This is a genomic window from Micromonospora okii (genome assembly GCF_020884795.1).
Lineage (GTDB): Bacteria > Actinomycetota > Actinomycetes > Mycobacteriales > Micromonosporaceae > Micromonospora > Micromonospora okii.
Window position 1 is genome coordinate 266,901 of sequence record NZ_BBZF01000015.1, and the last position, 13,771, is coordinate 280,671.

A 13,771-nucleotide genomic window follows, 5' to 3' on the forward strand; every position below is an offset into this window, starting at 1 on the left:
GGGACGCCGGTCAGAGCACCTTGGCCAGGAAGGACCGGGTCCGCTCGTGGCGGGGATTCGCGATCACCTCGCGGGGGTCGCCGGCCTCCACCACCACGCCGCCGTCCATGAAGACCAGCGAGTCGCCGACCTCCCGGGCGAAGCCGATCTCGTGGGTCACCACGATCATCGTCATGCCGTCGCGGGCCAGGTCCTTCATCACGTCCAGGACCTCGCCCACCAGCTCCGGGTCCAGCGCGCTGGTCGGCTCGTCGAAGAGCATCAGCTTCGGCCGCATCGCCAGGGCCCGGGCGATCGCCACCCGCTGCTGCTGGCCGCCGGAGAGCTGGGCGGGGTACGCGCCGAGCTTGTCGCCCAGCCCCACCCGGTCCAGCAGCGTCGCCGCCCGCTCCCGGGCCGCGGCCTTCTTCTCCTGCCCCAGCAGCACGGGCGCCTCGACGACGTTCTGGAGCACCGTCATGTGCGGGAAGAGGTTGAACCGCTGGAACACCATGCCGATGGCGCGGCGCTGCGCGGCCACCTCCCGCTCCCGCAGCTCGTACAGCTTCCCGCCGCGCTCCCGGTAGCCGATCAGCTCGCCGTCGACCCGGATCCGGCCGGCGTCGATCTTCTCCAGGTGGTTGATGCAGCGCAGGAAGGTCGACTTGCCGGACCCGGACGGGCCCAGCAGGCAGCACACCTCCCCCGCGCGGACCTCCAGGTCGATGCCCTTGAGCACCTCCAGCGGCCCGAACGACTTGTGCACCTGCTCGGCCCGGACCATCACGTCCGACCCGGCGGCCGGCGCGTCGGCCTGGGCGGGGACGACCAGCTCGCTCACGGCTCCACCTTCCCCGGGGTCCCGCCGGTCTCCGCGTTCATCCCCCGCAGCCGCAGCCGGGCCCGCCCGGCGCTGCCGTGCCCCCGGCCGAAGTGCCGCTCCAGGAAGTACTGGCCGACCAGCAGGATGCTGGTCAGGAACAGGTACCACAGGCACGCCGCGACGTACATCGGGAAGATCTGGAACGTCCGCTTGCCGACCGCGTCGAGCTGGAAGAACAGCTCGACGCTGACCGGCACGTACAGCAGCAGCGAGGTGTCCTTGAGCATGGCGATGGTCTCGTTGCCGGTCGGCGGGATGATCACCCGCATGGCCTGCGGCAGCACCACCCGGCGCAGCAACTGGCCCCGGCCCATGCCGAGCGCCTGGGCGGCCTCGGTCTGCCCGGGGTCCACCGACTGGATGCCGGCCCGGACGATCTCGGCCATGTACGCCGCCTCGGAGAGCGCGAGCCCCAGCAGGCCGGCCATGAAGCCGGTGAGCACGTCCCGGGAGGAGAAGCCGAACAGCCGCAGCTCCAGGTTGTCGATGCCGAAGAGCTGGCCGAGCTGGGTGTCGAACGGCACCCCGAACTCGATGCGGCTCCACAGGATGCCGATGTTGCCGAAGACGGCCAGCAGCACCAGCCGGGGCACGGCTCGGAAGAACCAGGTGTAGAGCCAGGCCACCCCGCGCAGGATCGGGTTGTCGGACAGCCGCATCACCGCGACGACCACGCCGAGGGTGATGCCGATCAGCATCGCGCTGACCGTCATCAGCACGGTGCCGCGCAGCAGGCCCTCGATGATCGGCGGGCGGAACATCTTGTCCACCATGAACGACCAGTTGAAGGCGTCGTTGGTGGTCAGCAGGTGGACGAACATCGCGGTGAGCACGGCCAGCACGGCCACCGCGACCCAGCGCCCCGGGTGCCGCACGGGCACGGCGCGGATCGGCTCCGGCCGCGCCCGTACGGTTGTCGCTTCGTCGGACTTCATGTCGCGCTACGGGTTGACCGCGGGGTCCGTGATCGCCCCGTCGGCGACCTTCCACTTGTCCAGCACCGTCTTGTACGACCCGTCGGCGATGAGCGCCTTCGTGGCGTCCCGGACGGCCTCGGCGAACGCCGCCTGGTCCTTGCCCACCACGTAGCCGTACGGCGCGGCCTCGTACTGCTTGTCGAGCAGGTCGAGGACCCCGTTGGACTGGGTCACCGCGTACACGCCGACCGGGTAGTCGGCGAGCATGGCGTCGTCCTTGCCGGAGACCACGGCGGCGGTCGCGGCGTCCTGCCCCGGGAACTGGTCGACGGTGATCGCCGGCTTGCCGGCGTCGGTGCACGCCTTGGAGCGCTTCTGGATGTCCTCGACCTGGACGGTGTCCTTCTGCACGGCGATCTTCTTGCCGCAGGCGTTGTCGACGGCGACGCCGGCCGGGTTGCCCTTCTTGGTCACCCACTGGGTGCCGACCTGGAAGTAGCTGACCATGTTGGCCTGGCCCTTGCGGTCGTCGTTGATCGTGAACGACGAGACGCCCACCTCGTACTTGCCGGAGTTGACGCCGGTGATGATGTCGCCGAACGGGGCCGAGACGAACTCCGCCTTCAGGCCGAGCTTCTGGGCCACCGCGCTGAACAGCTCCACGTCGAAGCCGATCACCGTCTTGCCGTCCGAGTCGAGGAACTCCGCCGGGGCGTACGTCGAGTCGGTGCCCACGACGATCTTGCCGTCGGCCTTGATGGCGGCCGGCACCCTGTCGGCCAGGGACGAGTCCGCGGAGGCGCTGACGGAGGGGCCGGCACCGGGCTTTTCGGTGCTCTCCTCCTCGCCGCACGCGGCGAGGGAGAGCAGGAGCACGGCCGCGCCGGCGACGCCGAACGCCGCCCGCCGACCACCGTTGAGCTGGAACATGAGGGGAACTCCTTACTGAGGGTCGGCCGGTCAGGCCACGCCGAGGTACGCCTCTTTGACCGCCGGGTCGTGCAGCAGCTCGGCGCCCGTGCCCGCCTTGACGATCCGGCCGGTCTCCAGCACGTACGCCCGGTGGGCGCGGGCCAGCGCCTGTTGGGCGTTCTGCTCCACCAACAGGATCGTGGTGCCCTGCTGGTTGATCTCGGTGATGATGGTGAAGATCTGCTGGATCAGCATCGGCGCCAGCCCCATCGAGGGCTCGTCGAGCAGCAGCAGCTTCGGCCGGCTCATCAGCGCCCGACCCACCGCGAGCATCTGCTGCTCGCCGCCGGAGAGGGTGCCGCCGTGCTGCTTGCGCCGCTCGGCGAGGCGGGGGAAGAGCGTCAGCACCCGGTCGAGGTCCTGCGCGATGCCGGCCCGGTCCCGCCGGGTGTACGCGCCCATGTCGAGGTTCTCCAGCACCGTCATGCCGGGGAAGATGCCCCGGCCCTCGGGCGCCTGGCACAGCCCGCGCCGGACCCGCAGGTCCGCGCGGAGCTTGGAGATGTCCTCGCCGTTGAACCGGATGGCGCCGGAGGCGATCGGCCGGATGCCGGAGATCGCCCGCATGGTGGTCGACTTGCCGGCGCCGTTCGCGCCGATCAGGGCGACGATCTCGCCCTCGGCCACGGTCAGGCTGATGCCGTGCAGCGCCTGGATCCGCCCGTAGAGCAGGCTCACGTCCTCGATCTCAAGCAGCATCGTCCGGCACCCCCAGGTACGCCGCGATCACCTTCGGGTTGTCCCGCACCTCGACGGGCAGCCCCTCGGCGATCTTCTTCCCGAACTCCAGCACCACGATCCGGTCGGTCACGCCCATCACCAGTCGCATGTCGTGCTCGATCAGCAGCACGGTGACGCCGGTGTCGCGGATCTGCCGGATGAGCTGGAGCAGCTCCTCCTTCTCCGCCGGGTTGAAGCCGGCGGCGGGCTCGTCCAGGCACAGCAGCACCGGATCGGTGGCCAGCGCGCGGGCGATCTCCAGGCGCCGCTGCTCGCCGTACGAGAGGTTGCGGGCGAACTCGTGCATCCGGTGCCGGATGCCGACGAACTCCAGCAGGCGCTCGGCCTTTTCCCGGCCCTCGCGCTCCTCCTTCCAGTGTCGCGGCAGCCGCAGCAGCGCGGCGACCACGCTGGTCTTGTGGTGCGCGTCCGCGCCGACCTGGACGTTCTCCAGCGCGGTCATCTCGGGGAAGAGGCGGATGTTCTGGAACGTCCGCGCCATGCCCATCTTGGTGATGTGGTGCCGCTTCTTGCCGCTGATCTTCTGGCCGCGGAACCGGATCTGCCCCTCGGTGGGCTGGTAGATCCCCGTCATCGCGTTGAAGCAGGTGGTCTTGCCGGCGCCGTTGGGCCCGATCAGGCCGAGGATTTCCCCCTTGTAGAGGGTGAAGTCCACGTCGTTCAGCGCCACGACGCCGCCGAAGCGCAGCGTGACGTGGTCGACCTCCAGCAGCGGCTCGCGCCGCGCCACCGTCTCGACGGCGGGGGCGCCCGCCTGGGCCGGAACGGCCGGGGTCTGTTCGGTGTCACTCACCGACGATCACCTCCTTGCGACGGTCCTTGAACTCCGCCGCCCGTCGTCGGTTCGGGATGAGGCCCTGCGGCCGGAAGATCATCATTACCACGAGGACCAGGCCGAAGAAGAGGAACCGGTACTCGTAGAGCTCGATGCCGAACAGCTCGATGCCGCGGAACCGCTCGATCATGTACGCCACCAGGCCGCCACCGACGATCGCGCCGACGATGTTGCCCGACCCGCCGAAGATCACCGCGGCGAGAATGATGATCGAGTTGAGCAGCTCGAAGTTCTGCGAGTTCACGAAGTTCTGCTTGCCCGCGAAGAGCGCGCCGGCCAGGCCGGCGATCGCCGCGCCCGCGGCGAACGCCCACAGCTTGAACTTGAACGTCGGCACGCCCATGAGCTGGGCCGCGTCCTCGTCCTCCCGGATCGAGATCCAGGCCCGGCCCACCCGGCTGTGGGTCAGGTTCCGCACCCCGATCACCACCAGGATGATCAGCGTGAGCACCAGCCAGTAGTACGGCCGGGCGTCGAGCACGCCGAAGAACGGCTTGCCGTCGGCGTACTCGCCGGGCGGGTGCGGGATCTGGTTGAAGCCCCGCTGCCCCTTGAGGAACGTCGAGCTGGTCGCCGCGATGCGGATCATCTCGGCGAAGCCGAGGGTCACCAGCGCCAGGTAGTCGCCGCGCAGCCGCAGGGTCGGCGTGCCGAGCATGACGCCGGAGACCATGGTCAGGCCGATCGCGATCGGCACCACCAGCAGCCACGGCCAGAGCGTCTTGATGTCGCTGCTCGGCGAGGTCAACACCGCCACGGTGTACGCGCCGACGGCGAAGAAGCCGAAGTAGCCCAGGTCGAGCAGGCCGGCGAAGCCGACCACGATGTTCAGCCCGACCGCCAGCAGCACGTAGATCGAGATGGTGAACAGCACCTGGGTGAAGTTCGCGCCCGGGGTCGGGATCGGGCCCAGGTACTGGTAGAACTCCTTGTTCGGCAGCGCGTAGAAGAACACGATCAGCGCGGCCAGCAGCACCCAGCGCACCCAGCGCGGGGCGTGGTGCCAGCGCTCGCCGACCGCCTCGCGGCCGGAACGGAGCTTGTCCAGGACGGTCGTCATGCCCGTGCCCTCCCCAGCGATTCACCCAGCAGGCCGGTCGGCCGGAACATCAGCAGCACCACCAGGACGGCGAAGGCCGCGAAGTCCTTCCACTGGCTGCCGAACAGGCCCGAGGCGTAGTTCTCCACCACGCCCAGCAGCAGGCCGCCGAGCAGCGCGCCCCGCAGGTTGCCGATGCCGCCGAGCACCGCGGCGGTGAACGCCTTGAGCCCCAGCAGGAAGCCCACGCTGTAGGTCAGCGTCTGGATCCGCACGTCGTAGAGCAGGCCCGCCACGCCGGCCATGGAGCCGCCGGCGATGAAGACCATGAGAATCACCCGGTCCTTGTTCACGCCCATCAGCGCGGCGGTGTTGGCGTCCTGCGCCACCGCCCGGATGCCCCGGCCGGTCCGGCTGCGGTTGATGAACAGGTCGAGGCAGATCATCATCACCAGCGCGGCGCCGATGGTCAGTAGCTGCACCCCGTCGATCGGCACCCCGAACAGGTGGAACAGCGGCTTGGGGCTGACCAACTGGGGGGCGCCCTGCGGCAGGCGGCGGGTGTAGACGCCGAACGCCTCGGAGATCGCGATCGACGCGCCGATCGCGGTGATCAGGAAGGCCAGCGGCGGCGCGTTGCGCCTGCGCAGCGGCCGGTACGCCACCCGCTCGATCACCGTCGCAGTGCCCGCCGACGCGATCGCCGCGACGATCATGGCCACCAGCAGGTAGAACAAAATCGACCCGAGCCCGCTCACCGACGAGTCCTGGTCCAGGCCGAACCCGTTCCAGGTCCAGATCGCGGCGAACGCGCCGGCGATGAAGACCTCCGAGTGGGCGAAGTTGATGAGTCTGAGCACGCCGTAGACCAGCGTGTAGCCGAGCGCGACCAGGGCGTAAATCGCCCCCTGCGTCAGGCCGGTCGTGGTCAGGGTGCCGATGTTGGAAAAGAGTCCGTCGAAGTCCAAGGCAGGACACTCCGTCAGGTGGGAAGAAAAAGAGGGTGCGGCCGGGAGCGAGCTCCCGGCCGCACCCGCGATCACTGCTCAATCGCTTGTCGCAGCGACCGGCCTCAGGACTTGGGGATCTCCTGGTCCGGGACGACCTTGCCGCCCTTGACCTTGAACGCCCAGACCTTGACCTGCGTCGGGTCCAGCTCGCCACCCTCGACGAACTTGTAGTTGCCGGCGACGCCCTCGCCGCTGTAGCTCTTCACGAACTCCAGCAGCCCCTCGCGGGTGGTCTTGCCGGCCTTGATCCCGGCGAGCAGGATGGTCGCCGCGTCGTAGGCGGTGTCGCTGTAGGTGCCCGGGTCCACGCCGTTGAGGGCCTTGTAGTCCGCGGCGAAGGTGCCCCGGGCCTCGGTGGACGGCTGGCAGGGGCAGGTCAGGATGGTGCCCTCGGCAGCGGCCTGGCCGGCGGAGGTGATGTACCCGCCGTCGTTGACGCCGTCGCCGGCGATCAGCGGCGCGGTGACCCCGGCAGCGGTGAGCTGCTTACGGATCAGACCGGCCTCCTGGTAGTAGCCACCGTAGAAGACGGCCTTCACGTTGGCGGCCTTCACCTTGGTGACCACGGCGGAGAAGTCGGTCTGCTTGCCCTCGCCCTGGACCTTGTCCGACCCGACGACCACCGGGCCGAGGACCTTCTTGACCTCGTCGGCCAGGCCCGCGCCGTACGCCGACTGGTCGTCGATGACGTACGCCTTGTCGGCCTTGAGGACGCTCTTGATGTAGTTGCCGGCCGCCGGGCCCTGGCTCAGGTCGTTGCCGACCGCGCGGAAGAAGGTCTTCCAGCCCTGCTTGGCCAGGGTCGGGTTGGTCGCGGAGGCGGTGATGGTGACCAGACCGGCCTCGTTGAACAGCGGGCCGGCGGCCTCGGACTCACCCGAGTAGGCCGGGCCGACGACGCCCAGGAGCTTGGTGTCGTCGATCGCCTTCTGGGCGAGCTGCGGGGCCTGGTCCGGGCTGCCCTGCGAGTCCAGCTCGACGAGCTCGACCTTGCAGTCCGCGTTCTCCTTGTTGTACTTGTCGACCGCGAGCTTGACGCCGTTGTTCTCGTTGATGCCGAGCGCGGCCGAGCTGCCGGTCAGGGCGCCGAAGAACGCGATCTTGCTGCCGCAGGCGCTGCCCCCGGCCTCCTCCTCGTCGCCGCCGCTGGAACAAGCGGTGCCACCGGCGACGAGCGCCAGCATGGCGACGCCACCGATCACGCGTGCGAGCTTCTGCCTCAAGGCCCGAACCCTCCTCCGTCCCATGGCCCGAACCACCCGCTACCCATTGGCTCTTGCGGGGGCGGACGAACCAGACCGTCGTCGCCGGTCTGGGGCGGGACGTTATCCCACCCGGAAGCTGTGACGTAAGGCCCAGCCAGCGGGGTTGATCGAACCGTTACACGCCGTGGCGGAGCGAAGACGATCGCTGTAAGAAATTTCGATCCCGAAATTTCTTCACGTCACGCACATCGGTAACGAGCGCTGCCCGGGACCGCCCGCTACCGACCGGTAGTCGGCGGCACCGCCCACCAGACACGGGACGCCCGACCGTCGTCCACGAGCAACAACAGCCGACGCTCCACACCGGCCACCGCGACCGCCGTGTCCCCGTCGTCCCGCACCGCCGCCGGGCCCGGCACCGTCACCGCTCGCCACGACACGCCACCGTCCACCGAGGCCCACAGCCGCCGACCCGCCCCGTCCCCGGTGACCGCCACCAACCCCCGCCCCACCGCCGTCAGACCCACCACCGACAGCACCCCCGCACCGGCCGCCCCGAACCCGCCCACCCGCCGCCATCGCGCCGCCCGGCCCGACCCCGACGCGCCGGACTCCCCCACCGGCCGCCACGCCGCGAAGCCGGCCCGCACCGGACCCACCGCCACCGGCTCCCCGTCGAGCAGGACCACCCGCTGCGCCAGGCCCCGCCCGTCCGGAACGGGCAACTCGGCCCGCCGCCACGCCCGCCCGTCCGCCGACGTCCACGCCAGCGGGGCCAGCGCCGCACCACCGGCCGGCAGCAGCGAGCCCACCACCAACCACCCGGACGGCCCCGCCACCGCGTCGTACGCAGTCGTGCGGCCCCGGGCGTCGCCCGCCAACTCCGGCGCGCCCTCCACGATCGCGAACCCGGACGCGTCCGGCGACGTCCACACCGCGGCCCCGTCCACCCGCGCCCCGGCGATCAGCCAACCGCCCGGCCCCGCCGCCAGCCGCCCCGCCGCCACCGCCCGCTGCCCGCCGAACAGCTCGAACCCCGCCGGCACCTCGCGCACCGACCCGTCCGGCCGCTGCACCCAGGTGCCCGTGCGCGGGTTGCCGTGCACGCCGCCGCTCTTCGCCCCCAGCGCCGCGATCCGGCCGTCCCGGCAGGCGACCGCGTACAGCACGTGCTGGCGACCGTAGAACGACTCGCCCCGCACCGGCAGCGCCGACCAGGAGATCCCGTCCGCGCTGGACCACGCCGCCGGCCGCGTCCCGCCCGCCACGTCGGCCACCCCGCCGACCGCGAACCAGCGCCCGCCGCAGGCCGCCGCGTCGCGCAGCACCAACCGGCCGGCCGCGCCCGGCGGCACCGGCAGGGTCACCTCCCGCCAGTCGGGGCGCAGCGGCCCGGTGGCGGGCGCGGGGCCCGGCACCGACCGGCAACCGACCGGCAGCGCCACGAGCCCGGCGACGACCACGCCGAGCACCGCCCGGGCGCGGCGAGGGGACATGAAGCGGATCGTATCGATCGATCCCGGGCCGCGCGGGCCCCGACGCCCGGAGGCGGGAAACGGTCAGGAGGCCGGCGCGGCCACCTCGCCGCCGGCGGTCTCGGCGAGAATCCGCTCCGAGACCTCCCTCATGGTCATCCGGTGGTCCATCGCCGTGCGCTGGATCCACTTGAACGCCTGCGGCTCCGTCATCCCGTACGTGGTCATCAGCGCACCCTTGGCGCGCTCCACCGTCTTGCGGATCTCCAGCCGGTCGGTCAGGCCCGCGACCTCGGCCTCCAGCGCGGCTATCTCCGAGTACCGGGACAGCGCGATCTCCACCGCCGGCACCAGGTCGCTCTTCTGGAAGGGCTTCACCAGGTACGCCATCGCGCCGGCCGCCCGCGCCCGCTCCACGAGGTCCCGCTGGCTGAACGCGGTCAGGATGATCACCGGGGCGATCCGGGCGCCGGCGATCCGCTCGGCGGCGGCCAGCCCGTCCATGATCGGCATCTTGATGTCGAGGATGACCAGGTCGGGCTTCAACTCCTCGGCGAGGCGGACGGCCGTCTCGCCGTCGCCGGCCTCGCCGACGACCTCGTAGCCCTCCTCGACGAGCATCTCGGCCAGGTCCAGCCGGATGAGCGCCTCGTCCTCGGCGATCAACACCCGCCTGCGCTCGGCATCCGTCCGCGTCTCGGCCACGAGCCACTCCCACCAGTTCGACCCCGACACCCGCGGTGCCGGGTGTCGCCGTCACTAGCGTAGTGGGTACGCTCTGGGGGCCGAACCACGGAATGCCCCTGTAGTCCAACGGCAGAGACGATGGATTCAAAATCCATACAGTGTGGGTTCGAATCCCACCGGGGGCACAAATCTGTCGTACGGGCGTTCGAAGATGACCCCGTGCACCCACCCGACGTGCGGGCTCGGGCCCGCGAACTCCGCGCGGAGGGCCACAACATACGTTCCGTGGCCCGTTCGCTGTCCCTGCCCTACATGACTGTCTGGCACTGGTGTGTCGACCGCCCCGAACGAGCCCTCGTCGGCACCGCGAGACGCTGCTTCCGGTGCTCACCCGAGGTCGACAAGCCGACACATTCGGATGCCTATGCGTATCTTCTCGGCCTGTACCTGGGCGACGGGCACCTCGTCACCTCCGGAAAGGCACCGGTGCTCCGCATCTCCTGCACGACCACCTACCCGGGCCTGATCGAGTCGTGTGAGCAGGCGATGCTCGCCGTGCTGGCGGCGAAGGTGCAGCGGATTCCCAAGCAGGGGTGCGTCTCCGTCGAGAGCAGCGGAGCCCACTGGCCCTGCCTCCTGCCGCAGCACGGGCCGGGGAAGAAGCACGAGCGGCCGATCGTCCTCGCCGACTGGCAGCGCGAGATCGTCGCCGCCCACCCCGGCGACTTCGTGCGCGGCCTGTTCCACTCCGACGGCTGCCGGTTCGCCAACCGGGTGACCGTGCGCGGCAAGGACTACGTCTATCCGCGCTACATGTTCTCCAACCGGTCCACCGACATCATGTCGCTGTGTCAGTGGTCCCTCGACCTGCTCGGGATCGCCTGGCGGATGAACCTTCCGTGGTCCCTGTCGGTGGCGCGCCGCGAGGCGGTCGCCGCGCTGGACCGGCACGTCGGCCCGAAGTCCTGACCCGCTGGGCGGGACCGCCGCTTGACCCGGCACCCCCCCGCTCAGCCGAGCGCGGCGAGCGCCTGTTCCAGGTCGGCGCGCAGGTCCTCCGGGTCCTCCAGGCCGACGGAGATCCGCAGCAGCCCGCCGACGGGCTTGGCGTCGTCGTCGACCGGCCGGTGGGTGAGCGACGCCGGGTGCTGGACGAGGGTGTCGACGCCGCCGAGGGAGACGGCGTGGGTGATCAGCCGGCAGGTGGCGGCGACGGTGGCGGCGGCGGGCGCGCCGCCGCGTACCTCGAAGGCGAGCAGGCTGCCGGTGCCGGTCATCTGCCGGCCGACGAGGCCGGCGGGGTCGTCGACGCTGGGGTGGTGCACGCGGGCGACGGCGGGGTGGCGGGAGAGCCAGGCGGCGAGCTTCTCCGCGCCGGCGCACTGGGCCCGGACCCGGACGGGGAGGGTCTGTAGGCCGCGGTGCAGCAGGTACGCGCCGAGGGGGTGCAGGATCGCGCCGGTGAGGGCGCGGACCTGGCGCAGCCGGGCGGCCCAGTGCTGGTCGCAGGCGACGACGCCGGCGAGGACGTCGCCGTGGCCGCCGATGCTCTTGGTGGCGCTGTGCAGGACGAGGGCGGCGCCGTGCCGGGCGGGTTGCTGGAGCACGGGGGTGGCGACGGTGTTGTCGACGAGCAGGGGGGCGTCGCCGGCGGCGGTGGCGAGGGCGGCGATGTCGACGAGGTCGAGGGTGGGGTTGGCGGGGGTCTCGACGATGACGAGGGCGGTGTCGGGGCGGACGGCGGCGGCGACGGCGTCGGGGTGGGCCCAGGTGACGTCGGTGCCGAGCAGGCCGGTGGCGAGGACGTGGTCGGTGCCGCCGTAGAGGGGGCGGACGGCGACGACGTGTCGTCTTCCGTCGCGGGTGGCGGCGAGGAGGGTGGCGGTGAGGGCGGCCATGCCGCTGGCGAAGGCGACGGCGGCGGGGGTGCCTTCGAGTTCGGCGAGGGCGGTCTCGAAGCGGGCGACGGTGGGGTTCCAGAGGCGCTGGTAGACGGCGCTGCCGTCGGCGGGGAGGGGTCCGCCGGTGGCGAGGAGTTCGTAGGCGTCGCCGCCCTCGGCGACCGACGGCAGCGGGTTGGTGGTGGACAGGTCGATGGGTGGGACGTGGACGCCGAGGGCGGCGAGGTCGGCGCGGCCCGCGTGTACTGCCCTGGTGTCCATGGTCGTCATGCGGGAAGCGTCGAACATCAGGGCAATGGAGGGCAAGAGAACCGCAGAACATTCTGTACGAGGCTCTTTGACAATCCGATGATTCGGAGCAGGATGGGTGAATGCCTCTCGCACCGAATGATGTGCGGCCGTTCGCCGCCCTGGACGACGTCGATCGCGCGATCCTGACCGAGCTGGCCGCGGACGGCCGGCTGCCGAACAACGCGCTGGCGGACCGGGTGGGGGTGGCGCCGTCGACGTGCCTGACCCGCACGCGGGCGCTGCGGGAGAGCGGGGCGATCCGGGGGTTCCACGCGGAGGTGGACCCGGCGGCGGTGGGGTTGCCGTTGCAGGCGCTGGTGTCGGTGCGGTTGACCGCGCACGAGCGGGCGGCGGTGGACGCGTTCCGGGCCCGGTCGGTGCGGCTGCCGGGGGTGGTGTCGGTGTTCCACGTGGCGGGCGCGGAGGACTACGTGCTGCACGTGCGGGCGGCCTCGGGGGACGCGCTGCGGGACTTCGTGCTGGACCACCTGGCGGTGGATCCGGCGGTGTCGCACACCCAGACGAGTCTGATCTTCGAGCAGGCGCGCGGGATGGGCTGAGGCACACGTAACCGGCGAGGGGAACAATTCCGGCGCGGCGCGGGTTGGATGGTCCCGTGATCGACGTACCGATGTCTGTTCTTGATCTTGCCCCGGTCGCGGCCGGCGCCCCCGTCGGCGAGGCCCTGCGGCACACCACCGAGCTGGCCCGGCGCACCGAGGAGCTGGGCTACCACCGGTTCTGGGTGGCCGAGCACCACAACATGCCGTCGATCGCGAGTTCCGCGCCGGCGGTGCTGCTCGCGCACCTGGCGGCGAGCACCTCGACGATCCGGCTGGGCTCGGGCGGGGTGATGCTGCCCAACCACGCGCCGCTGGTGGTGGCGGAGCAGTTCGGCACCCTGGAGGCGCTGCACCCGGGCCGGATCGACCTGGGCATCGGGCGCGCGCCGGGGACCGACCAGGTGACCGCGCTGGCGCTGCGCCGCACGATGGAGGGGCTGTCGGCCGAGGGGTTCCCCCGGGAGCTGGCGGACCTGATGAACTACTTCTCCGGGGAGCGGCCGGGGCCGATCACGGCGACGCCGGGTCGGGGCCTGCAACCGGCGGTGTGGCTGCTGGGGTCCAGCGGGTTCAGCGCGCAGCTCGCCGGACTGCTCGGGTTGCCGTTCTCGTTCGCGCACCACTTCAGCGCGCAGAACACGCTGCCGGCGCTGGCGCTGTACCGGCAGCACTTCCGGCCGTCGCGGTTCCTGGCGGAGCCGTACGCGATGGTGGCGGTGAACGCGGTCTGCGCGGACACCGACGAGCGGGCGGAGTGGCTGGCGGGGCCGAGTGCCCTGTCGTTCCTGAAGCTGCGCTCGGGACGGCCCGAGCCCCTGGCCACGCCGGACGAGGCGGCGGCGTACCCGTACACGGAGGTGGAGCGGGAGTTCGTGCTGGCCCGGCGGGAGGGGCAGGCGCTGGGGTCGCCGGAGACGGTGCGCCGGCAGCTCGGCGACCTGCTGGCCCGCACGGGCGCGGACGAGCTGATGCTGACCACGCTGGTGTACGACGTCGCGGACCGGGTGCGCTCGTACGAGCTGATCGCGGACGAGGTGGCGGGCGGGCTGCGCCGGTAGGGACAGCCACCGGGGGGAAGCCCGAAACACGATCTTCATATGGGCGTCACCCCCGCGTCGATGTCGCCGCGTAGCTTTGGTCGCGGTGGTGGTAAGGCACTCCCTGGTCGGGACGGGTCGGGGGTGCCGCGGTGTGGTGCACCGGGCCGGAGCTGTGCGGATTCCGCGGCTGCGGCCCGGTGCCTGCCGTTCGGGGTGTTTCCGGCGGATGCCAG

14 protein-coding genes and 1 tRNA gene are annotated in these 13,771 nt (G+C 71.3%); 4 read left to right on the forward strand and 11 right to left on the reverse strand.

Translation table 11 applies throughout. The features are described from left to right. Positions 1-10 precede the first annotated feature (10 nt). From LPU43_RS10690 to LPU43_RS10735, 10 genes are all read right to left on the reverse strand, one after another. Positions 11-763, reverse strand: a complete 753-nt coding sequence (locus LPU43_RS10690; protein WP_229400367.1) for an amino acid ABC transporter ATP-binding protein — start codon at positions 761-763, stop codon at positions 11-13. A 53-nt stretch (positions 764-816) separates the two neighbouring features. Continuing rightward, complete coding sequence (locus tag LPU43_RS10695; protein WP_229400119.1) at positions 817-1,797, reverse strand: amino acid ABC transporter permease; 981 nt, start codon at positions 1,795-1,797, stop codon at positions 817-819. 6 nt (positions 1,798-1,803) lie between these two features. Then, positions 1,804-2,709: an ABC transporter substrate-binding protein gene (locus tag LPU43_RS10700; protein ID WP_229400120.1), complete on the reverse strand. Its 906-nt coding sequence runs from the start codon at positions 2,707-2,709 to the stop codon at positions 1,804-1,806. A 30-nt stretch (positions 2,710-2,739) separates the two neighbouring features. Then, on the reverse strand, positions 2,740-3,450 hold the full coding sequence (locus LPU43_RS10705; protein ID WP_229400121.1) for an ABC transporter ATP-binding protein: 711 nt from the start codon (positions 3,448-3,450) through the stop codon (positions 2,740-2,742). Then, on the reverse strand, positions 3,440-4,285 hold the full coding sequence (locus LPU43_RS10710) for an ABC transporter ATP-binding protein (protein WP_373321684.1): 846 nt from the start codon (positions 4,283-4,285) through the stop codon (positions 3,440-3,442). The genes LPU43_RS10705 and LPU43_RS10710 overlap by 11 nt, the downstream gene beginning before the upstream one ends. Continuing rightward, on the reverse strand, positions 4,278-5,387 hold the full coding sequence (locus LPU43_RS10715; protein WP_229400122.1) for a branched-chain amino acid ABC transporter permease: 1,110 nt from the start codon (positions 5,385-5,387) through the stop codon (positions 4,278-4,280). The genes LPU43_RS10710 and LPU43_RS10715 overlap by 8 nt, the downstream gene beginning before the upstream one ends. Further along, complete coding sequence (locus LPU43_RS10720) at positions 5,384-6,334, reverse strand: branched-chain amino acid ABC transporter permease (RefSeq protein ID WP_229400123.1); 951 nt, start codon at positions 6,332-6,334, stop codon at positions 5,384-5,386. The genes LPU43_RS10715 and LPU43_RS10720 overlap by 4 nt, the downstream gene beginning before the upstream one ends. 104 nt (positions 6,335-6,438) lie before the next feature. Then, a complete protein-coding gene (locus LPU43_RS10725; RefSeq protein WP_229400124.1) occupies positions 6,439-7,599 on the reverse strand; it encodes a branched-chain amino acid ABC transporter substrate-binding protein in 1,161 nt (386 codons plus the stop codon). Between the two features lie 260 nt (positions 7,600-7,859). Next, a complete protein-coding gene (locus LPU43_RS10730; RefSeq protein WP_229400390.1) occupies positions 7,860-9,077 on the reverse strand; it encodes a hypothetical protein in 1,218 nt (405 codons plus the stop codon). Between the two features lie 63 nt (positions 9,078-9,140). Further along, complete coding sequence (locus tag LPU43_RS10735; protein ID WP_229400125.1) at positions 9,141-9,761, reverse strand: ANTAR domain-containing response regulator; 621 nt, start codon at positions 9,759-9,761, stop codon at positions 9,141-9,143. A 94-nt stretch (positions 9,762-9,855) separates the two neighbouring features. Between LPU43_RS10735 and LPU43_RS10740 the strand changes: the two genes are divergently transcribed. Next, positions 9,856-9,928 (forward strand) — tRNA-Leu (locus LPU43_RS10740). Between the two features lie 100 nt (positions 9,929-10,028). Then, positions 10,029-10,712: a transcriptional regulator gene (locus LPU43_RS10745; protein WP_229400126.1), complete on the forward strand. Its 684-nt coding sequence runs from the start codon at positions 10,029-10,031 to the stop codon at positions 10,710-10,712. A gap of 41 nt (positions 10,713-10,753) precedes the next feature. Here the strand turns inward: LPU43_RS10745 and LPU43_RS10750 are convergent, their stop codons facing one another. Then, positions 10,754-11,932, reverse strand: a complete 1,179-nt coding sequence (locus LPU43_RS10750) for a trans-sulfuration enzyme family protein (RefSeq protein WP_229400127.1) — start codon at positions 11,930-11,932, stop codon at positions 10,754-10,756. 83 nt (positions 11,933-12,015) lie between these two features. Between LPU43_RS10750 and LPU43_RS10755 the strand changes: the two genes are divergently transcribed. Next, on the forward strand, positions 12,016-12,495 hold the full coding sequence (locus LPU43_RS10755; protein WP_229400128.1) for an Lrp/AsnC family transcriptional regulator: 480 nt from the start codon (positions 12,016-12,018) through the stop codon (positions 12,493-12,495). A 56-nt stretch (positions 12,496-12,551) separates the two neighbouring features. After that, entirely contained in the window at positions 12,552-13,556 is a 1,005-nt protein-coding gene (locus tag LPU43_RS10760; protein WP_305073921.1) for an LLM class flavin-dependent oxidoreductase, read from the forward strand. The last annotated feature ends 215 nt before the right edge of the window (positions 13,557-13,771 follow it).

Coding starts and splice junctions, on each gene's coding strand:
- LPU43_RS10690 (WP_229400367.1), bottom strand. CDS start 763: ATGGTCCGGGCCGAGCAGGTGCACAAGTCGTTCGGGCCGCTGGAGGTG.
- LPU43_RS10695 (WP_229400119.1), bottom strand. CDS start 1,797: ATGAAGTCCGACGAAGCGACAACCGTACGGGCGCGGCCGGAGCCGATC.
- LPU43_RS10700 (WP_229400120.1), bottom strand. CDS start 2,709: ATGTTCCAGCTCAACGGTGGTCGGCGGGCGGCGTTCGGCGTCGCCGGC.
- LPU43_RS10705 (WP_229400121.1), bottom strand. CDS start 3,450: ATGCTGCTTGAGATCGAGGACGTGAGCCTGCTCTACGGGCGGATCCAG.
- LPU43_RS10715 (WP_229400122.1), bottom strand. CDS start 5,387: ATGACGACCGTCCTGGACAAGCTCCGTTCCGGCCGCGAGGCGGTCGGC.
- LPU43_RS10730 (WP_229400390.1), bottom strand. CDS start 9,077: ATGTCCCCTCGCCGCGCCCGGGCGGTGCTCGGCGTGGTCGTCGCCGGG.
- LPU43_RS10750 (WP_229400127.1), bottom strand. CDS start 11,932: ATGTTCGACGCTTCCCGCATGACGACCATGGACACCAGGGCAGTACAC.
- LPU43_RS10755 (WP_229400128.1), top strand. CDS start 12,016: ATGCCTCTCGCACCGAATGATGTGCGGCCGTTCGCCGCCCTGGACGAC.